Origin of the sequence: Mesorhizobium sp. WSM1293 (genome assembly GCF_000513875.1) — a bacterium.
Lineage (GTDB): Bacteria > Pseudomonadota > Alphaproteobacteria > Rhizobiales > Rhizobiaceae > Mesorhizobium > Mesorhizobium ciceri.
The window spans coordinates 33,493-51,456 of the sequence record NZ_AZUV01000012.1; the positions used below are offsets into that span (position 1 = coordinate 33,493).

At 63.3% G+C, this 17,964-nt stretch carries 19 protein-coding genes; 10 read left to right on the forward strand and 9 right to left on the reverse strand.

Annotated features, from left to right (window positions below; genetic code table 11):
• Positions 1-3 precede the first annotated feature (3 nt).
• The 4 genes from M729_RS0116530 to M729_RS0116545 are packed head-to-tail and all read left to right on the forward strand — an operon-like array spanning position 4 to position 3,672.
• A complete protein-coding gene (locus tag M729_RS0116530; RefSeq protein ID WP_027162231.1) occupies positions 4-942 on the forward strand; it encodes a MurR/RpiR family transcriptional regulator in 939 nt (312 codons plus the stop codon).
• A complete protein-coding gene (locus M729_RS0116535; RefSeq protein WP_013530318.1) occupies positions 939-1,586 on the forward strand; it encodes an isochorismatase family cysteine hydrolase in 648 nt (215 codons plus the stop codon). Before M729_RS0116530 ends, M729_RS0116535 begins: the two co-directional genes overlap by 4 nt.
• A complete protein-coding gene (locus tag M729_RS0116540) occupies positions 1,583-2,905 on the forward strand; it encodes a glutamine synthetase (RefSeq protein WP_024502303.1) in 1,323 nt (440 codons plus the stop codon). Before M729_RS0116535 ends, M729_RS0116540 begins: the two co-directional genes overlap by 4 nt.
• A complete protein-coding gene (locus tag M729_RS0116545; protein ID WP_024502302.1) occupies positions 2,905-3,672 on the forward strand; it encodes an N-formylglutamate amidohydrolase in 768 nt (255 codons plus the stop codon). The genes M729_RS0116540 and M729_RS0116545 overlap by 1 nt, the downstream gene beginning before the upstream one ends.
• A gap of 186 nt (positions 3,673-3,858) precedes the next feature.
• Here M729_RS0116545 and M729_RS0116550 read toward each other — a convergent pair whose 3' ends face one another.
• From M729_RS0116550 to uxuA, 4 genes are all read right to left on the reverse strand, one after another.
• Positions 3,859-4,878 carry an NADP-dependent oxidoreductase gene (locus tag M729_RS0116550; RefSeq protein ID WP_027162232.1) on the reverse strand — a complete coding sequence of 340 codons (1,020 nt, stop codon included), beginning with the start codon at positions 4,876-4,878 and terminating at the stop codon, positions 3,859-3,861.
• Between the two features lie 25 nt (positions 4,879-4,903).
• Entirely contained in the window at positions 4,904-6,226 is a 1,323-nt protein-coding gene (locus M729_RS0116555; protein ID WP_027162233.1) for an LLM class flavin-dependent oxidoreductase, read from the reverse strand.
• Positions 6,227-6,561: 335 nt separating this feature from the next.
• Positions 6,562-7,581 carry an isopenicillin N synthase family oxygenase gene (locus M729_RS0116560; protein WP_027162234.1) on the reverse strand — a complete coding sequence of 340 codons (1,020 nt, stop codon included), beginning with the start codon at positions 7,579-7,581 and terminating at the stop codon, positions 6,562-6,564.
• 316 nt (positions 7,582-7,897) lie between these two features.
• The gene (gene uxuA / locus M729_RS0116565; protein WP_027162235.1) at positions 7,898-9,082 is read right to left on the reverse strand and encodes a mannonate dehydratase; all 1,185 of its coding nucleotides are present in this window, start codon (positions 9,080-9,082) and stop codon (positions 7,898-7,900) included.
• A gap of 99 nt (positions 9,083-9,181) precedes the next feature.
• Here uxuA and M729_RS0116570 point away from each other — a divergent pair, with 99 nt between their 5' ends.
• Positions 9,182-9,967 (forward strand): SDR family oxidoreductase, encoded by a 786-nt coding sequence (locus M729_RS0116570; RefSeq protein ID WP_027162236.1) that lies wholly within the window; start codon positions 9,182-9,184, stop codon positions 9,965-9,967.
• Positions 9,968-10,074: 107 nt separating this feature from the next.
• Here M729_RS0116570 and M729_RS0116575 read toward each other — a convergent pair whose 3' ends face one another.
• Positions 10,075-10,881, reverse strand: a complete 807-nt coding sequence (locus M729_RS0116575) for an SDR family oxidoreductase (RefSeq protein ID WP_013530305.1) — start codon at positions 10,879-10,881, stop codon at positions 10,075-10,077.
• Positions 10,878-11,732: an NAD(P)-dependent oxidoreductase gene (locus tag M729_RS0116580; protein ID WP_027162237.1), complete on the reverse strand. Its 855-nt coding sequence runs from the start codon at positions 11,730-11,732 to the stop codon at positions 10,878-10,880. Before M729_RS0116580 ends, M729_RS0116575 begins: the two co-directional genes overlap by 4 nt.
• 232 nt (positions 11,733-11,964) lie before the next feature.
• On the opposite strand from M729_RS0116580, the gene M729_RS0116585 reads away from it, so the two are divergent.
• From M729_RS0116585 to M729_RS0116595, 3 genes are read left to right on the forward strand one after another with little or no spacing between them, the layout of a single operon-like run.
• Positions 11,965-12,609 carry an isochorismatase family cysteine hydrolase gene (locus tag M729_RS0116585; RefSeq protein WP_027162238.1) on the forward strand — a complete coding sequence of 215 codons (645 nt, stop codon included), beginning with the start codon at positions 11,965-11,967 and terminating at the stop codon, positions 12,607-12,609.
• A gap of 48 nt (positions 12,610-12,657) precedes the next feature.
• Positions 12,658-13,209 (forward strand): MarR family winged helix-turn-helix transcriptional regulator, encoded by a 552-nt coding sequence (locus tag M729_RS0116590; RefSeq protein ID WP_027162239.1) that lies wholly within the window; start codon positions 12,658-12,660, stop codon positions 13,207-13,209.
• Between the two features lie 44 nt (positions 13,210-13,253).
• Positions 13,254-14,447, forward strand: a complete 1,194-nt coding sequence (locus M729_RS0116595) for an amidohydrolase family protein (protein WP_027162240.1) — start codon at positions 13,254-13,256, stop codon at positions 14,445-14,447.
• A 41-nt stretch (positions 14,448-14,488) separates the two neighbouring features.
• Here M729_RS0116595 and M729_RS0116600 read toward each other — a convergent pair whose 3' ends face one another.
• Entirely contained in the window at positions 14,489-14,947 is a 459-nt protein-coding gene (locus M729_RS0116600) for a MarR family winged helix-turn-helix transcriptional regulator (protein ID WP_027162241.1), read from the reverse strand.
• Positions 14,948-15,021: 74 nt separating this feature from the next.
• Here M729_RS0116600 and M729_RS0116605 point away from each other — a divergent pair, with 74 nt between their 5' ends.
• Positions 15,022-15,300, forward strand: coding sequence for a DUF1330 domain-containing protein (locus M729_RS0116605; RefSeq protein WP_198032104.1), 279 nt, complete (start codon positions 15,022-15,024; stop codon positions 15,298-15,300).
• 213 nt (positions 15,301-15,513) lie between these two features.
• Here M729_RS0116605 and M729_RS0116610 read toward each other — a convergent pair whose 3' ends face one another.
• Positions 15,514-16,098 carry an amino acid synthesis family protein gene (locus M729_RS0116610; protein WP_027162242.1) on the reverse strand — a complete coding sequence of 195 codons (585 nt, stop codon included), beginning with the start codon at positions 16,096-16,098 and terminating at the stop codon, positions 15,514-15,516.
• Positions 16,095-16,679 (reverse strand): amino acid synthesis family protein, encoded by a 585-nt coding sequence (locus tag M729_RS0116615; protein ID WP_013530297.1) that lies wholly within the window; start codon positions 16,677-16,679, stop codon positions 16,095-16,097. Before M729_RS0116615 ends, M729_RS0116610 begins: the two co-directional genes overlap by 4 nt.
• A 253-nt stretch (positions 16,680-16,932) precedes the next feature.
• Here M729_RS0116615 and M729_RS0116620 point away from each other — a divergent pair, with 253 nt between their 5' ends.
• Positions 16,933-17,937 carry a BMP family ABC transporter substrate-binding protein gene (locus M729_RS0116620; RefSeq protein WP_027162243.1) on the forward strand — a complete coding sequence of 335 codons (1,005 nt, stop codon included), beginning with the start codon at positions 16,933-16,935 and terminating at the stop codon, positions 17,935-17,937.
• Positions 17,938-17,964: the final 27 nt, after the last annotated feature.

Here is a 17,964-nt window from a genome sequence, read left to right on the forward strand (position 1 = left end):
CCCATGGCGATACGCGATGTTCTGATGCGCGGGGATCTTGCGCTGACGCCGTCGGAGGAGAAGATCGTCCGACTGCTGTTGACGGACTACCCGACCTCCGGCCTCGGCACCGCCTCATCGCTCGCCCGGCGCGCTGGCGTCAGCGATCCAACCGTGGTGCGGCTGGTGATGAAGCTCGGCTATGAAGGGTTTCCGGATTTCCAGGCGAGGCTTCTGGCCGAAGTCGAGGCAAGACTGCACTCGCCGCTGCTGATGATGGAGGCCAAGCGGCAGAGCGGTTCCAACGACAGCGCCGTGCTGGCCTATCTCGATAGCGTCACCACGGCCTTGCAGAAAGCCACCGCCGCGACACCCGTCCAGACTTACGAGCGGGCGGCCCGCTTGCTGATGGAGGCCAAGGGCGAGGTCGTGCTGGTTGGCGGCCGGTTCAGCCGCCACATCGCCGGCATGCTGGCCGGCTATCTCGTGCAGTTCCGCTCCGGGGTTCGCGATCTCGGCGTGCTCTCTCCGCAGATCTTCGACACGCTGGCCGACCTCGGCCGGCGCGACGTGCTCGTCGTCTTCGACTACCGCCGCTACCAACTCGATGTGATGGCCTATGCAAAACAGGCGGCGGCGCTCGATGTGCGCATCGTCCTGTTCACCGACCAATGGCTGTCGCCGATATCAGATCTCGCCGAAGTCACCATCGTCAGCCCGCTCGAAGTCGCCTCACCTTACGACACGCTGGCGCCGGCGATCGCACAGATGGAAGCGTTGGTCGCCCATATCGTTTCGACGCTGGGCGACGAGGCCCGCGCCCGCATCGAGCGACTCGAAAAGGTGCGGCATGCCAATGCCGTGACGCTCGACAGCGAACCGCAAGAGAACGGCGCGCGCAAGACACCCGGCCCCCGCAAGACACCGGGACCCAAATCAGCAAAGCAGGACGACAAAGCATGACCCAGGCCCTACCCAAACGAGACGAAGCCTTCCGTGCCGGCGAAACGGCACTGCTGCTCGTCGACATGCAGCGCATCTGGCTGGAGCCGGGCGCCGATCCGTCGCATCCGGAACGTGGCCCCGATCATTATTTTTACCGGCAGACATCCTCGCAGACGATCCCCAACCAGGAGCGCCTGCTGGCGGCGGCGCGGGCCAATGGCGTCGAGGTGCTGCACACCATCATCCAGAGCCTGACCGAAGACGGCCGTGAACGCTCGCTCGACCACAAGCTGACACCGATCCATGTTGCGCCCAGTCTCCCCGAAGGACTGCCGGTGGCATCGCTGGCGCCGGTTGGCGACGAGATCATGCTGCCGAAGACGTCGTCGGGCATCTTCAATTCGACCAATGTCGACTATCTCCTCAAGAACCTCGGCATCCGCTATCTCGTCGTGGTCGGCGTGCTGACCGATCAATGCGTCGACATGGCGGTGCGCGACGGCGCCGACCGCGGCTATCTTGTCACCTGCGTATCGGATGCCTGCGCCACCATCACCCAGGAACGCCACGACATCGCGCTCAAGGCCTTCGGCGGCTACTGCTGGGTGGCTGACACCGACACGGTCGTCGACCGCTTCAACGCTTTGGGAAAACCGGCATGACGTCGACTGTCGAGCCTCTGGTTGCCGTCGTCACCACGGATCTCTCCGCCGTCACGCGGGGCCGTTTCGTTGCCGAAAGCAAGTTGCAGAAGACCGCCACGACCGGCGTCGGTTGGCTGCAGGCCAATCTGTCGCTGACACCGTTCAACTCGATCGTCGATCCCAACCCCTGGGGCTCGTCGGGCGACCTGCGGCTGATCCCCGATCTCGAGGCGCGCTTTCGCACGACACGCACCGGATCGGCAACGCCATTCGATATGGTCGCCGGCGACATCGTCGAGCTCGACGGCAGCCCATGGCTCGGCTGCACCCGCACGATGCTCAAAGACGCGCTGGCCGATTTGAAAGCCGCAACCGGCCTGTCGGTCATCGCCGCCTTCGAGCATGAATTCAACGTCGCCGACGGCGGCTTCGCACAGGCGCATTCAATGTCTTTCGCCGCACTGCGCCGCGCCGACCCTTTCGCGCCCAATCTGATGGCGGCGCTCGAGGAAGCCGGCGTCGTGCCCGAGGTGGTCATCGCCGAATTCGGCGACGAGCAGTTCGAGGTGACGCACGAGCCGGCGGACGCGCTGACGGCGGCCGACCGCGCCGTCGCCATCCGCGAAATCACGCGCGAGTTGGCGCGCAATGCCGGCTGGCGTGCGAGCTTCGCCCCCAAGACAGCGCCAACCGCCGTCGGCAACGGCGTCCACATCCATTTCAGCTTCGTCGACGAGGCCGGCAAGCCGATGACTTACGATCCGGCACTGGCGGGCGGCCTTTCCGCCAAAGCGGGCGCCTTCTGTGCCGGCGTGCTGCGCCATCTGCCTGGGATGACCGCCATGACGGCGTCGAGCGTGTCGTCCTTCTACCGGCTGAAGCCGCACAGCTGGAGTTCTTCCTACACCTGGCTTGCCGACCGCGACCGCGAGGCGTCGCTGCGCATCTGCCCGACGGTGACGATCGGCGGACGGGATCCGGCGCGGCAATACAACATCGAATACCGGGCCGCCGACGCCACCGGCAATCCCTATCTGTCGCTGGCGGCGATCATCCGCGCCGGGCTGGAAGGGCTGAAGGCGGGCCTGCCGTCGCCACCTTTGGTCACCGGCGACCCGACACTGATGAGCGAGGCGGAGCGGGCAAGTCTTGGTCTGGTGCGCCTGCCCGAAACCCTGCCCGCGGCACTGGACGCGCTGCTGGCCGACGGCACCGTGACGGGATGGTTCGCGCCCGTCTTCATCGAAACCTTCGTCGGCCTCAAGCGACATGAAGCCGAGCGTCTTGCCGGTCTCGATCCGGCCTCCATCTGCGATCTCTACCGGACGCTCTATTGATGACCGCAGTGACAAAAAAAGATTGGCCCGAGGCCGTCGAGGCCCTTAACGAGCACGGCCGTTCCGATATCGTGCTGTTGTGCGAGCATGCGTCCAACCACATGCCGGTCGAGTATCGACAGCTTGGCCTCGATGCCCACCATCTGCAGCGCCACATCGCCTGGGATATCGGCGCCGCCGAAGTGACCCGCCTGCTGTCGTCGAAGCTCGATGCTCCGGCCTTCCTCAGCGGCTATTCGCGGCTGCTGATTGACCTCAACCGGCCACTGGGCACGCCAGGCAGCATTCCGGTACTGTCGGAAGACACTGACATTCCCGGGAATGTCGGCATCGATGCGGCGGAGCGGACCCGGCGCGCCGAGATCATCTTTTCGCCGTTCCATGACCGGGTGACCGCTTATCTCGACCGCCGGGCACAAGCAGGCCGGCAGACGCGGATCGTGACGATCCATTCTTTCACGCCGGTCTTCCTCGGCGTCAGCAGGCCCTGGCATGCCGGCGTGCTGCATGACCAAGCAAGAGGTCTCGCCGAAGCGATCCTTTCGGGCCTGCGCACCGATGCGGCGCTCAATGTCGCGGCCAACGTGCCCTATGTGATCAGCCGCGACGCCGACTACGCCGTGCCCATTCATGGCGACGATCGCGGCATCGCCGCCGTCCTCGTCGAGATCCGGCAGGATCTTTTGTCGACACGGTCCGGCATCGAGGAATGGGCGGACCGGCTGGCGGCGGCACTGCCGGCACTCGAGACAGAAACCGTGCCGTGAGCAATCCAAGCCTGCGCGAGCGCGACGCCGCGACCATCGCCCAGATCGGCAAGTTGCGTTTCTCGCCGCTCAGCGTCATCGGCAGCCGGGGCAACCGGCTGATCGGCGGCTGCTGGCAATCACGCCCCGCGGCCACGGCTGCGGCAGAAATTACCCAAGCAGCCCCGCCTGATCGTTGCGCGGCATCTATTCCGCGATACGCACGATCAGCTTGCCGAAATTCTTGCCCTCGAGAAGGCCGAGAAAGGCCTGTGGTGCATTTTCGATGCCATCGACGATATCTTCCCTGTAGCGGACGCGGCCGGACGATATCCATTCGGCCATCTCACGATAAAAGGCCGGGCGCTGGTCGACAAATTCACGCTGGATAAACCCCCTGATCGTCAGGCTGCGGTGCAGCACTTGCTGCATCAATACCGGCAACCGGTCGACGCCGGCATCCGCGATGACGTTGTACTGCGCGATCAGCCCGCAGACCGGCACACGCGCAAATTCGTTCAGCAGCGGAAACACCGCGTCCCAGACAGGACCACCGACATTCTCGAAATAGATGTCGATGCCACCGGGGCAGGCTGCCTTCAACTGCTCGGCAAAATCATCGGCACGGTGATCGACGACCGCATCGAAGCCGAGTTCGTCTCGCACGAAGGCGCACTTGTCGGCACCGCCGGCAATGCCGACGGCACGCGCGCCCTTGATGCGCGCGATCTGGCCAACGGCCGACCCGACCGCGCCGCTGGCGGCCGCCACGACGACCGTCTCGCCAGGCTTCGGCTGCCCGATGGTGAGCAGACCGGCATAGGCCGTGAAGCCCGGCATGCCGAGCACGCCAAGCGCCGTAGTGATGGGTGCCGCAGCGGGATCCAGCTTGCGCAGCCCGACACAGTCGGACAAGGCAAAACTCTGCCAACCGGAATGGGACAACACGATATCCCCTTCGGTAAATTCCGGGTGGCGAGAGATCACGACGCGCGCAACGGTACCGCCTTCCATCACGCCGTCGACATCGACGGGCCTGGCATAGGATTTCGTAGCGTTCATGCGCCCGCGCATATAGGGATCGAGCGACAGATAGAGGATCTGCAGCAGCAGTTCGCCCTCTCCCGGCTGGACGACATCAACCGTCTCGATGCGGAAATCATCCGGCTTCGGCCGGCCTTGTGGCCGCGCCGCGAGCACGATGCGGGTGTTGGACTGGATCGACATCGAAAATCTCCCTGCGAAGAAGGCTCTACTCGAAAAACCGGTTGGGCGGACGCTTCAGGCCGAGATTCTCGCGCAGTGTCGACCCTTCATATTGCCGCCTGAAGATCCCTCGCCGTTGCAATTCCGGCACCACCTTCTCGGCAAAATCATCGAGCCCGGCGGGCAGGTATGGAAACATGACGTTGAACCCGTCGGAACCCTCGCCGATCAGCCATTCCTCCATCTCGTCGGCGATTGTTTCAGGCGTGCCGACAAAAGCAAGGCCGGAATAGCCGCCCAGCCTTTGCGCAAGCTGCCTGGCGGTCAGGTTCTCCTCGCGTGCCAGTTCGATGACGCGCTCGCGGCCACTCTTCGAGGCATTGGTCTCGGGGATTTCGGGCAAGGGCGCGTCAGGATCAAAACCGGACGCGTCATGTCCGATGGCGATCGACAGCGAGGCGATGCCGCTCTCGTAGTAGACGAGACTGTCGAGCTTCGCCCGCCTGGCCTGCGCGTCCTCGACGCTGTCACCGACAACGACAAAGGCGCCGGGCAGGATCTTGATGTCGTCACGCGACCGGCCAAGCCTTTCCGCACGGCCTTTGACGTCGGCGAAGAAGCGCTGCCCCGCCGCGAGATCGGCATGGGCGGCGAAAATGACCTCCGCTGTCTCCGCTGCCAGCTGGCGTCCTGCCTCCGAGGCGCCGGCCTGCACGATGACCGGCCAGCCCTGGATTGGCCGCGCGATGTTGAGTGGGCCGCGCACCGAGAGATGCTCACCCTTGTGGTCGAGCACATGCAGCCTGGCCGGGTCGAAATAGAACCCGCTTTCGGCGTCACGGATGAAGGCATCGTCGGCAAAGCTGTCCCACAGGCCGGTGACGACATCGTAGAATTCCCGGGCCCGCCGGTAGCGCTCGTCATGCTCGACATGCTCGTCGAGGCCGAAATTGAGCGCCGCATCCGGATTGGACGTGGTGACGATGTTCCAGCCGGCGCGTCCGCCGCTGATATGGTCGAGCGAGGCGAAGCGGCGGGCAACATGATAGGGCGCGTCGAACGTCGTCGATGCGGTGGCGACCAGCCCGATATGGTCGGTGACGGCGGCGAGCGCCGACAAAAGCGTGAACGGCTCGAACGAGGTGACCGTGTGGCTGCGCCGCAGCGCCTCGATCGGCATGTTGAGAACGGCCAGATGGTCGGCCATGAAGAAGGCGTCGAACTTCGCCGCCTCCAAGGTCTGGGCGAAGCGCTTCAGATGCGCGAAATTGAAATTGGCGTCGGCATAGGCGCCCGGATAGCGCCAGGCGCCGGTATGAAGGCTGACGGGGCGCATGAAGGCGCCGAGGTGCAATTGTTTTTGTGTCATGAAAGTCGTTTCGACCGATCGATACAGTCGAGCACTAGCGCTCGAATCCTAAACTCAGGATCGGACGGTCCGCGCAACTCGGGAAGATATCCTGTTCCTCCACACCGGCCGTTTGCAGCATAGGTTTTGCGCTGTCCGGGACCAGGACAAAAAATGGCCGGGCTCGAATGCGGCCCGGCCAAAAGAAGGTTTGAACCTTCAGAGGGGAACACCGTCCAGCGGAATGGGAGGAAACCGCTAGACGATTTTACCTTTTTGCGCCTATCTCGAAGCCTTGGCGACGAATGGCATTCCAAAAAACACATGAAACGGCAAAAATTCGTGCAGAGCTGAGTTCACGAACCCGCCACTCCGGCCTGGAGAAGATCGGCATAGTGGCGGCGTGCCACGTCGGGATGTGAACGCAGTCGGCTTTTGAGCACATTGGTGCCGACATCGCGGAACAACGGATTGTCCGGATCGCTTGCCGGCCCGCGCGCTTCGGCCGCCAATTCCTCGGGCAGGGTCAGAAGCGGTATGGTCGCGTCCAGCCGCGCACTGAAGAAGAAGGGAACGGAGATCCGCTCGACGCCGGCAGGCGGCGTCACGACGCGGTGAACGGTGGCACGCAAATACCCATTCGATGCCAGTTCGAGCAGTTCGCCAATGTTGACGACCAGCGTTCCAGGGAGCGGATCCACATTCACCCAGCTTCCGTCATATTCGACCTGCAGGCCCTTGTTGTCGTCCTGCAGCAGCAGGGTGAGGAAGCCGCCATCCTTGTGCGCGCCGACGCCCTGGTCGCCTTCGATCGCGTCACGGCCGGGATAACGGACGATCTTCATGCGATGGTTGGGCGAGTCCCGATAGATCGCGTCGAAGGCGTCCTCGGGCTGATCGAGCGATAGTGCGAAGGCTTTCAGCAGCCGAATGGCCACCGCGGTCGCCTTGGCCTGCCATGCAAGCAGTGCCGGCTTGAGCTCCGGCAGTGCAGACGGCCACTGGTTCGGCCCCTGCAGCCGTGTCCACGGTGCAATTCCAGGTCCCTGCGCTATGGGCTGGCGCTCGACGCCGATGTCGAGTTGCTCACGCCAGTCGGCCGCGCCCTTGGTCAGTTCGCCGCCGGCGCGGGTGTAGCCGCGAAACTGCTGGGATTTGACCATTTCGATGGCCAGCTTGTCGGCCTCCGGCAACGCGAAGAACCGTCGCGAGGCATCGAGCACGTCGTCGATCTCCGGGGCGGAAATTCCGTGGCCGCTGAGATAGAAGAAGCCAACGTCCCGGGCTGCCGTACGCAGGTCCAGGAGAAAGGTACGATACTCGGACGCACCTTGTTCGAGGCGGCTCAGGTCAAGCACCGGCACAATTCTGGGCATGGTCAGCTTCCTTCTTTTCTCTGCCCTGGCTTAGGAGAAGTAGAAGCGACCACCGGCAAGAGCTTCGAGCATGAATGCATCTCAAAGTGACACGCAAGGCGTGCCGATCAAAGCAACAGGAAGTCCAATCCGGGCCGGATGGAAGAACGTCAGCGCTGCATATTATGACCTGTCGGCAAATAATTTCCCGACAAGTGCTTTACCCGCCCTGCCTCTCGTGGACCGCACTTTCCAGTGCGACAGCGTATAAGTCGCAGCGGAAGCGCAATCGCGCGTGATCGTCTGTAAATCCCGCCAGCCGACCGGCAAGACGGCTTCAAGCCAGCTCGAACCGCTCGATGGCGCGCATGATGCCGCGCAGCTCGGCGAGGCCCTTCAGCCGGCCGATCAGCGAATAGCCGGGGTTGATCCTGGTCTTGCCGATGTCGTCGGCAAGCAGATGGCCATGGTCTGGTCGCATCGGAATGCGCCAGTCGGCACGGCCTTCCCTGCGACGGCGCGCCTCTTCCTGCATCAGAGCGAGGATAACATGCGCCATGTCGGTGCCGCCTTCGAGATGCTCGGCTTCGTAGAACGAGCCGTCATCCTCGATGGTGATGTTGCGGAGGTGGACAAAGTGGATGCGGTCGGCGAATTCCTTGACCATGGCGACGATGTCATTGTCGGCGCGCGTGCCATAAGAGCCGGTGCAGAACGTCAGGCCGTTGGCGGGGCTGTCGACGGCGTTAAGGATGAAACGCGCATCCTCGGCTGTCGAAACGATGCGCGGCAAGCCATAGAGCGAGAAGGGCGGGTCGTCGGGATGGATGCACATGCGCACCCCCTCCTCTTCGGCCACCGGAATGATCTCGCGCAGGAACCAGGCAAGGTTTTGGCGCAGCTCCTTTGGTCCGATCGCATCGTAGTCCGCCAGGGCCTCGCGAAAACTGTCCCTGTCATAGCTGCGCTCGGTCGCCGGCAGGCCGGCGATCAGGTTGCGTTCGATCCTGTCGATCGCTTCGCTGCTCAATTCCTTCAGCCGCGCTTCCGCTTCGGCGATACGGGCAGCGGTATAGCCGGCTTCGGCATTGACGCGCTTCAGCACGAACAGGTCGTAGGCTGCGAAATCGATGGCGTCGAAACGCAGCGCATAGCCCGTCGTCGGCAGCCGATAGGCGAGATCCGTGCGGGTCCAGTCAACCACCGGCATGAAATTGTAGCAGACCGTCGCAATGCCGGCCTTGGCGAGCGCGCGGATTGAGTCGCGATAGTAGCCGGCGTAGCGCTCGCGTTCCGGCGCGCCGATCTTGAAGGAGTTGTGGACCGGAATGCTCTCGACCACCGACCATGTCAGGCCGGCGGCCTCGATGACAAGTTTGCGCTCCAGAATGCTCTCGAGCGGCCAGGCGCGCCCGTCATAGATATCGTGCAAGGCGCTCACCACGCCGGTCGCACCGGCCTGCCTGACATGATCGAGCGTTACCGGGTCGTTTGGTCCATACCAGCGCCAGCACTGTTCCATTGCCGCTTCCTTCTGCGAGAGGATGGCAACCTATTGTTGGACCACAATGGGTGTCAAACTAGGAACCGGTTTCGGACAGCGAATGAAGGAGTTTTCCCAATGAAGGATTTCGACGGCAAGGTTGCCTTGGTGACGGGGACGACCGGGATTGGCCTCGCAACCGCCAGACGCCTCGCTGCAGGGGGCGCTGCGATCGTCGCCTGCGGCATCGACCGCGCGGCCAATGCGGCGTTGAAAGCGGAACTGGAAAGCTCCGCAGCCGGGGCGCTGGTGATAGGCGCCGACGTCTCCGTGCCCGATCAGGTTCGCGACGCGGTCGCGGCCGGCGTGGAGCGGTTCGGCGGCCTCGATATCGTCGTCAATTCGGCGGCGGTGCATCCGTACGGAAGCGCCGTCAGCACCGATTTCGAGACCTGGAACAAGGCGATGTCGGTCAATGTCGGGTCGATCTATCTGACCGCGCATTTCGGCATCCCGGAAATGGTCCGCAGGGGCGGCGGCGCCATCGTCAACGTCGCTTCGGTGCAGGGCTTTGCCTGCCAGCAAAACGTCGCCGCCTATGCCACCACCAAGGGCGCCATCCACACGCTGACGCGTGCCCTGGCCCTGGACCATGCGCGCTCCGGCATCCGCGTCAATTCCGTCAGCCCCGGCTCGATCCGCACTCCGATCCTGGAGAAGGCCGCCCGCGGCGAGAACGGCGCGGACGCCGATGTCGAGGCCGCCTACAAGCGCTTCGGCGAAGCGCACCCCATCGGGCGCATCGGCGAGCCGGAGGAGGTGGCCGAACTTATCGCTTTCCTGTGTTCGTCGAAGGCCGGATTCTGCACTGGCGCGGACTACAAGATCGATGGCGGCCTGACCGCCGGCATCGGCGTGAAGTAGATCGCGAATGGGGCCTGGCCTTTAGCGGGAGCGGCCGGCATCCGACAATTGGTTTGCCGAATTCTTGCAGATCAATGCTCAAGCAAATCGAGCAGCGAAATTGAGCTTTAGCGAAATTTCGGAAACGCACCGCCATCAGGGGCGTTGGCCCAGCTCTGCAAGGTCTGGCCGCCGTCGATCAGCCAATCCACGCCCGTGACGTGCCTCGCCTCGTCGGAGGCGAGGAAAGCCACGGCGGCCGCGACATCGTCCGGCTGGCCGATGCGGCGCAATGGAATGCGGTCGGCGAAATGCTGGACGCTGCTCTTGAATTCGCCGTCACCGGAAGCCGGCACGCCAAGCGTCGTCTCGATCACGCCGGGGCAAATGGCATTGACGCGTATGCCGTAGGGCGCGGCATCGAGCGCCGCAACCCGCGTCAGGCCGACCACGCCGTGTTTGGAAGCGACATAGCCGGCACCGCCCGAAAGGACGTCCCAACCGGCCATGGATGAGCCCATGTTGACGATCGAGCCACCGGTCCCCGCCTTGATCATCGCCCGAAGCGATGCCTGCAGGACGAGGAAGATACCGCGCAGATTGATACGGATGGTCGTATCCCAGTCCTCGACCGGCAGGTCGTGAACGGGAGCGACGACGCCGGAAATGCCGGCATTGTTGAACGCCACGTCGAGGCCGCCGAACGTCTCGACGGTCGCCTCGACGGCGCGCCGCACATCCGCTTCATCGGTGACGTCGGCTTCGATGGCAATGGCGTTTTCACCCAGTGAGCGAGCCAGCTGCTGCGCCGCCGCGCCATTGCGATCGACAATGGCGACGCGCGCGCCTTCGTCAAGGAAACGCCGCACCGCCGCGCCGCCGATCGCGCCGGCGCCGCCAGTGACAAGGATCTTCTTCTGGTCGAATCGTTTCATCCCCCGGTCTCCGGCTTTGGATAGGAGCGCCATGAATATTGTGGTTCGAAGCCGATCGTTTCGCGCGCATGGACCGTGTCGAGCACGGTACCGAAACCGGCGATCGGCCGCGATAGAGCGACATCGGGATAGACCCGGCGCACGAGCGCTTCGGTTTCCTCTTCCATGAAGGTGTCGGCGGCGCTGAGCAGGACGCGCAGATGGCCGTCGCCTTGCCATTCAAGCGCCCGCAGGAAGCCCTGCCCGGCGTCGCGCGCGTCGAGATAGGCCCACAGGTCGCGGGCACTGTCGGCAGTGGCGCGGCGCGGCCCGACGCCCTCGAAAAATGAACCCGGCGTCTGGATCCACGGCATGCGGATACTGACCGCCGAAAAGGCGCCGCGGCGCACCGCCGCGTCGACGATTTCCTCGCCCAGCCATTTCGACAGGCCGTACGGATCCTGCGCGCCGACCGGGTGGTCCAGGTCGACCGGCAGATAGGGCGGTCGCACAGGTTTTTCGAAAAAGGGATAGCCGAAGACGCTGAAGGATGAGGCATAGATGAAGCGCCTGGCGCCGGCCATGGCGGCTGCCTCGACCACATTGTAGGCGGTCGCGATGTTGGTCTTGAACACCTCGCCGCCGGCCCGGCCGGTCGGCCGCGGAATGGCCGCGACATGCACAACGGCATCGCAATCGCGCACCAGCTGCAGTGTCGATCCCAGATCGGTCAAATCGGCGGTTGCGTGGCGCCATGCGACCTCACCCGGCACCACGGCGTCGACACCAAGCACATCGTGGCCGGCCGCAACCAGAGCCTCGGCCACATGGCGGCCAAGCAGGCCGCTGGCTCCGGTGACGATGGTTTTCATATCTCGGCCTCGGCTCCGCAATTCAGCGGCTTGAATATCATTGATGGTCATACAAATCGAGCACATGCCTGACAAGCGTTGTCAAGGCCATTTCGCGATGGGCAAATAGCGCATACGCTTGTCGGAGCGCGGTGCGCAAGGCCGACCAGCACGCTTTGCGTCGAACGGGATTGACTTGGCATCCACTAGGGTTTTTTGTATGAGCATCAACGATCGGTCAAAGGAGCTCGCCATGCCCGTGGACAGTTTTTCCTCACATCGGCACGATGATGCGGTGCGCCTCGATCCACGCCGTGCAGCCGTTATCGTCATCGATATGGTCAATGAGTTCTGCAAGCCCGGCGGGGCCATGGTCCTGCCTGGGTACGAGACGCTGGTCGCGCCGCAACTGGCCGTGATCGAGGCCGCGCGCGCCGCCGGCGTGCCGGTGATCTGGGTCCATGACAGCCACCGGCCGGGCATGCGACGCGAGCGCGAATGGCTGAAGCGCACACCGCATTGCCTGGATGGAAGCTGGGGGCCGGAGATCATCGAGGATCTCGGCGCCCGCGCTGATGAGATCCATGTCATCAAGCGGCGCTACTCGGCCTTCTTTCAAACCGACCTCGACCTGACGCTGAAAGACATGCAGGTCGACCAGTTGGTCATTTTCGGCGTGGTCACCAACATCTGCGTGCGCTCGACCGTCCATGACGCCTTTTTTCAGGGCTATGAGGTGGTGGTGCCAAGCGATTGCTGCGCAGCGACGGGACCGCGCGAGCAGGAAAGCTCGCTCTACGACATAGCGACCCATTTCGGCGTGGTCAGCGATTCGGCTGATGTCGTCGCAGCCCTCCGCGACGGGACGTCGCTTCAACCAGCGGAGGTCGCGGCTTGAGCTTTTCCAAACCGGCGACATCCGAGACAGCGGCGATAGGAGTCCGGTGTGACGACTGAAAAGAAACCGCAATCCGAAAAAGGCGCGACCTCGAAAACGCCGAGCGGCGATGCACCCCCGAGCCGCGAGCAAGTGCTGCAGCAATACGCCGAGACCGGCTATGAACTGGACCGTCACCCGGCGCACGTCATCCGCCGGGCGCATCAGCGCGCGACACTGCGCTTCCAGCAGGTCATGGCCGGCGAAGACCTTTCGCCAACGCAATTCGCGGCGCTCGCCACGATCCTCAAGCATGGCGAAGTCTCGCAGAACCATCTCGGCCGGTTGACGGCGATGGACCCGTCGACCATCAGCATCGTCATGCGTAAACTGCTCAAACACGGGCTGATCACGCGCAGCGCCTCCGAAACCGACCAACGCCTGACGATGATCGCGCTGACCAGCAAAGGGACCGACTATACGCTGGAGCGCCTCGAACGCAGCGTCGAGGTCGGGCGGCGGTTCCTGTCGCCGCTCTCCCCGGCTGAGCAGGCGACGCTGCTTCGCCTGCTCCAGCGCATCAATGACGACGACCCATCGAATGGCGACGGCGGCAAATAAGCCTCGTCCAGTCCTTTTTTCCATAACAGCAAAAGTGAGAACCGATGTCGTCCGACCTCCAGTCGTCTGCCAACACGCTCGTCGTCCGCAATATCGGTCTCATGCTGAGCGGCGATCTCGCACAACCGATCATCGACGCCGACACCATCGTCGTGAGCGATGGACGCATATCAGGCATTGGCAAGGCAGGCGACATTGATGGCGGCAGCGCGGCGACGATCATCGATGCGATGGGCTGTGCGGTCGCGCCGGGTCTTATCGACAACCACGCCCATCCGGTGGCCGGCGACTGGACGCCCCGGCAGAACCAGATCGGCTGGATGGATTCGACCGTGCATGGCGGCGTCACCACGATCATTTCGGCTGGCGAGGTCCACACACCGGGCCGACCGCGCGATCTTGTCGGGCTGAAGGCGTTGGCGATCGCGGCGCAGCGCACCTTCTCCAACTTCCGTCCGAACGGCATGAAGATCCTGGCCGGGGCACCGATCCTGGAACCCGGCCTTACCGAGGAAGACTTCCGCAGTCTCGCCGAGGCCGGCGTGACGCTTGTCGGCGAGGTCGGGCTTGGCGGCGTCAAGGATGGGCCGACCGGCCGGAAGATGATCGCCTGGGCGCGCAAATACGGCATGACCTCGATGACCCACACAGGCGGCCCGTCGCTGCCCGGCTCCGGCCGCATCGGCGCGGATGTCGTGCTGGAGGTCGACGCCGACATCGTCGCCCACGTCAATGGCGGGCCAACCGCCCTGCCCGACGCGGAAATACGGCAGATCTGCGAGAAGGGTTCGAGGGCGCTTGAAATCGTCCACAACGGCAATCTGCGCACCGGACTGTTCGTGCTCGACCTGGCAAGGCAGCGCGGCGAACTTTCGCGCGTCATCCTGGGCACCGACAGCCCGGCCGGATCCGGCGTGCAGCCGCTCGGTATCCTGCGGACCCTGACCATGCTGGCTTCGCTTGGCGGTATTGCGCCGGAAGTGGCGTTCTGTTTTGCCAGCGGCAACACGGTGCGCGTGCGCGGACTGGACGATCGCGGTTTGATCGAGGTCGGTCGCGCCGCCGACCTGATCTTCATGGATCAGGCGATCGGCGGCGCCGGCGACGGGCTGCTCGACAGCGTGGCGCTCGGCAATCTTCCAGGCATTGGAATGGTCGTCATCGACGGCGTGGTGCGGACCGGCCGGAGCCGCAACACCCCGCCGGCGATGCGGGTGCCGGAAATCGTCCCCAGTTGACGACGTTCAGGGTATGTTGAGGTTCAGGTCGCGACGAGCCGTTATATGCGCGAAGTTTTTGCTGCCTCGGCCAGCTCGGCCATCAGCTTGCTAGCGGAACGCAGTTTTTCTTTGCCCAAGCGACTGGACAGTTCCGCTTTAGCCAAGTTCCACAACGGGAGCGCATCGACGACAAGCTTGCGCCCAGATATCGTTAGGCCAATCTGCTTTCCCAAGCGGCCGCGTCCGCCCTTTGAATGAACCAAAAGTTGCCCTTCCAAGTTCTGAAGATTTCGGCTCAGGGTCGTCGGGTCGACTCCCGCGCTGTTCGCAAGATCGACGAGTGTCGTTCCCTCAACCGCTCCGATGCCCACGAGGAGGCTGAACTGCTCGGCCGTCAGCCCGAGCGGTTTGAAGCAGGCGTTGTAATAGCGCGTGACCGCACGCGCCGTCGCACGAGCCTGAAAGCCCGGACACTCCGCCGCGACGCCTTTCAACGTTTCCGGATCAAAACCGCTCACGTCCGCCCTCTAGACAATTTCATCCTCGGATAATAGTGTATATGCATTATTAGGAGAATTCCATGCCAGCGTACGTGCATATCAATCTGCGCATCATCGACGCCGCCAAACAGGCGGCTGTCGCTCCGCGCTTTCAAGCGGCTCTGCAAGAGGCCGGCGGGCGCATCTTACATTTCGGCCCTGTTGCGCAGGTTCTTGAGGGCGAGGACGCGCCGCTCCCGATGGCCGGCGTATTTGAATTTGCAACCCTCGCCCAAGCGCTGGCGTTCTACAATTCCGAGAGATACGCGCCGATCAAGGCCGAGCGTCGGGAAGCCCAAGAGGCACGGATGTTCATAGTCGAAACCGGCTAAGAACGCCCTCGTCGAGTTGCATCATTTCGGACGCCAAACAGAACTCATCCGACGGCTGGAAACTGAACTCCGGTTCTATTTCTTCGACTTTTTTGTGTGTCGCAAATATCTTTATTTCTCAGAACCGGAGCGCAGCGTACTTTCGGGTACGCGAGCACGGGAAGCGCAGGAAATCAACGTTTGCAGGCCGGCATCGCCTGAATGTCGGTTATCCTAGCTGACGCCGTCCTTGCCGACGACCTTGTCTTTGGTCAGTCCGCCGACGCGCGGGTGCGGTCTGCCGGAATCGGTGACGGCGATAGCGACGACGATCTCGTCGGCACGCGGTGCGTCGGGAATACGAACTTCCATACCGTCGAAATGGCTGCGCACCCGCGCCGCATCCTTGTGACCGAGCGGAATATCGAGCGGCACGCCGAGGCCGCCGCGCTTCTTCGATGAAGGAATGAGCGCGGCGCCCTTGCCCAGCACGTCGCGGAACGGGGCGCCGAGCTTTGGATGAAGGATGGCGGCGGCATGTTCGAGCTCGCCATCGGCGCCGACGGCGGCCGCCTTGCCGAAGCTCTCGACCCGGTCGCCGGCAATGCCCAGAGCAGCGACGGCGCGCCTGGGCAAGATTTCGCCCAACGCTTCGCCGATGGCGCTGAGTGCCGACAGATCCTCGACGTAGGTACCCGCATAGGGGTTGCGGATGACCGCAATGGCTGCGGCACGCCGCGTCGGCGGATCGACAGGCCGCCCGCCTTCGATCCGGGTTTCCTCGACGATGGTGATGATACGGCGGATTTCCGGGCTCATCGCAATCCGTCCTCGCCCTTGATGTCGGCGGCGGCAAGGCCGCCGACCCGTGCATGGACGCGTCCGCCGGTGGTCATCGCCAGGATGACCGCCATTTCGTCGCTGCGCGGCGCATCGGCAATGCCGATCTCGATCGCATCGAAATGGCTGCGCACATAGGAGGCGTTTATGTGCGTGATCGGGATGTCGATGCGCGTTCCGGGGCCGCCGACTTTCTTGGTCGAAGGCACGATCGCCTTGGCATTGCCGAGCAGTTCGCGCATCGCGTAGCCGCCCGGATTGTGCCAGAGCGCGCCATGTTCAAGCTCGCCGGCGGCGCCGACTATGGCACCCTTGCCATAACCTTCGATGGCCTGGCCGCCCTCACCAATGGCGTCGATCAGGCGCCGAGCCATATCGAGACCGAGCGGCTTCAGGTCTTCCATGAAGCCGGTGATCTCTTCGACATAGCGTCCGGCAAAAGGGTTGGCGATGACCGCGACGATCGCGCCTCGCTTGAGCGGGCGTGCCGCGTGGGGTCCGCCCTCATGGAATATCTCTTCGATCTGAACCAGAAATTTCCTGACCACCACAGCCGGCATTGTTCTCTTCCTTCATCCCGTCGTTCATAAAACTCGTTAGAGTATCAACAATTATGCCTATCGACATTTGTCAAGCACAGACGTCGGGCAAGCGGGCGAAGGGCCAAGAAAACTGCATCGGATGACGATTGACAGCCTGTTAAGCCGCTCCTAAACTCATATGACCATCAACGAACTCGCCGTTGTCCCGGCGATGTGTGGGGGATGGTCAAAGCGTGGCTTCAAAAGCTGAAAAAAGCTGAAGGGGAATGACATGAAAAGGGCGCTCAAGAGTTTATTCCTGGCCGGCACGATGCTTGCCATTTCGTTCGGACCGGCCGCCGCACAGGCCAAGGTTTCCGTGGCCGCCATCTCGGGATACTTTGCACAGGGTTTTGGCGTTTCGATCGTCAACGGCCTCAACAAGGCCAAGACCGATTTCGGCATCGATCTCAAGCTGGTCGACACCGGCAATCGCGCGCTCGACTACCAGCAGCAGTTCGAGAATCTTGCCAAGGGCAAACAGTACGACCTGATCTTCGTGATGGGCTGGGAGCTGGTGGACTCGCTGCAAAAGGTCAGCGCCGAATATCCTGACCAACGCTTCGTGTTCATCGATGGCGTCCTCGACAACCCCAAGATGATCTACGCCAATTTCGCCGAGGAGCAGGGATCCTTCGTCGCCGGCGCGCTTGCCGGCATGATCGAAGCCAAGGGCACCGCCTTCGACAAGATCGGCGACGGCAAGGCCATCGGCTTTGTCGGCGGCCGCGATATCCCGGTGATCCGCAACTTCCTGGGCGGCTACGAGCAAGGCGCCAAATATGCCGCGCCCGACGTCAAGGTGAACTCCGTCTTCGCCGGAACCTTCGACGACCCGGCCAAGGGAAGCGAACTTGCCCAGGCGCTTTACGGCCAAGGCTCCGACATTGTCTACAACGTCGCCGGCCCGACGGGTGAAGGCGTGATGCAGGCAAGTGCCGCGGTCGACAAATATTCGATCGGCGTCGACATCGACATGTGCGGCTCGGCCCCCGGAAATGTGCTCGCCAGCATGCTGAAGCGCGGCGACATCGCCGTCTATACGCTGATCAAGGACGAGGTCGAGGGCCGCAAGATCACCGCCGGCACCCGCACTTTCGACCTCGCCTCGGGCGGTGTCGAGGTCAAGGTCTGCGATGACATCGCCGCCAAGATCCCGGCAGAGATGACCGCCAAGCTCGACGAGATCAAAAAGAGCATCGTCGACGGCAAGATCGTGATCGCCAAGGCGAAATAAGCCAACATCAGCGCCTCCCTCCCAAGA

Coding starts and splice junctions, on each gene's coding strand:
- M729_RS0116530 (WP_027162231.1), top strand. CDS start 4: ATGGCGATACGCGATGTTCTGATGCGCGGGGATCTTGCGCTGACGCCG.
- M729_RS0116535 (WP_013530318.1), top strand. CDS start 939: ATGACCCAGGCCCTACCCAAACGAGACGAAGCCTTCCGTGCCGGCGAA.
- M729_RS0116540 (WP_024502303.1), top strand. CDS start 1,583: ATGACGTCGACTGTCGAGCCTCTGGTTGCCGTCGTCACCACGGATCTC.
- M729_RS0116545 (WP_024502302.1), top strand. CDS start 2,905: ATGACCGCAGTGACAAAAAAAGATTGGCCCGAGGCCGTCGAGGCCCTT.
- M729_RS0116550 (WP_027162232.1), bottom strand. CDS start 4,878: ATGTCGATCCAGTCCAACACCCGCATCGTGCTCGCGGCGCGGCCACAA.
- M729_RS0116555 (WP_027162233.1), bottom strand. CDS start 6,226: ATGACACAAAAACAATTGCACCTCGGCGCCTTCATGCGCCCCGTCAGC.
- M729_RS0116560 (WP_027162234.1), bottom strand. CDS start 7,581: ATGCCCAGAATTGTGCCGGTGCTTGACCTGAGCCGCCTCGAACAAGGT.
- uxuA (WP_027162235.1), bottom strand. CDS start 9,082: ATGGAACAGTGCTGGCGCTGGTATGGACCAAACGACCCGGTAACGCTC.
- M729_RS0116570 (WP_027162236.1), top strand. CDS start 9,182: ATGAAGGATTTCGACGGCAAGGTTGCCTTGGTGACGGGGACGACCGGG.
- M729_RS0116575 (WP_013530305.1), bottom strand. CDS start 10,881: ATGAAACGATTCGACCAGAAGAAGATCCTTGTCACTGGCGGCGCCGGC.
- M729_RS0116580 (WP_027162237.1), bottom strand. CDS start 11,732: ATGAAAACCATCGTCACCGGAGCCAGCGGCCTGCTTGGCCGCCATGTG.
- M729_RS0116585 (WP_027162238.1), top strand. CDS start 11,965: ATGCCCGTGGACAGTTTTTCCTCACATCGGCACGATGATGCGGTGCGC.
- M729_RS0116595 (WP_027162240.1), top strand. CDS start 13,254: ATGTCGTCCGACCTCCAGTCGTCTGCCAACACGCTCGTCGTCCGCAAT.
- M729_RS0116610 (WP_027162242.1), bottom strand. CDS start 16,098: ATGAGCCCGGAAATCCGCCGTATCATCACCATCGTCGAGGAAACCCGG.
- M729_RS0116615 (WP_013530297.1), bottom strand. CDS start 16,679: ATGCCGGCTGTGGTGGTCAGGAAATTTCTGGTTCAGATCGAAGAGATA.
- M729_RS0116620 (WP_027162243.1), top strand. CDS start 16,933: ATGAAAAGGGCGCTCAAGAGTTTATTCCTGGCCGGCACGATGCTTGCC.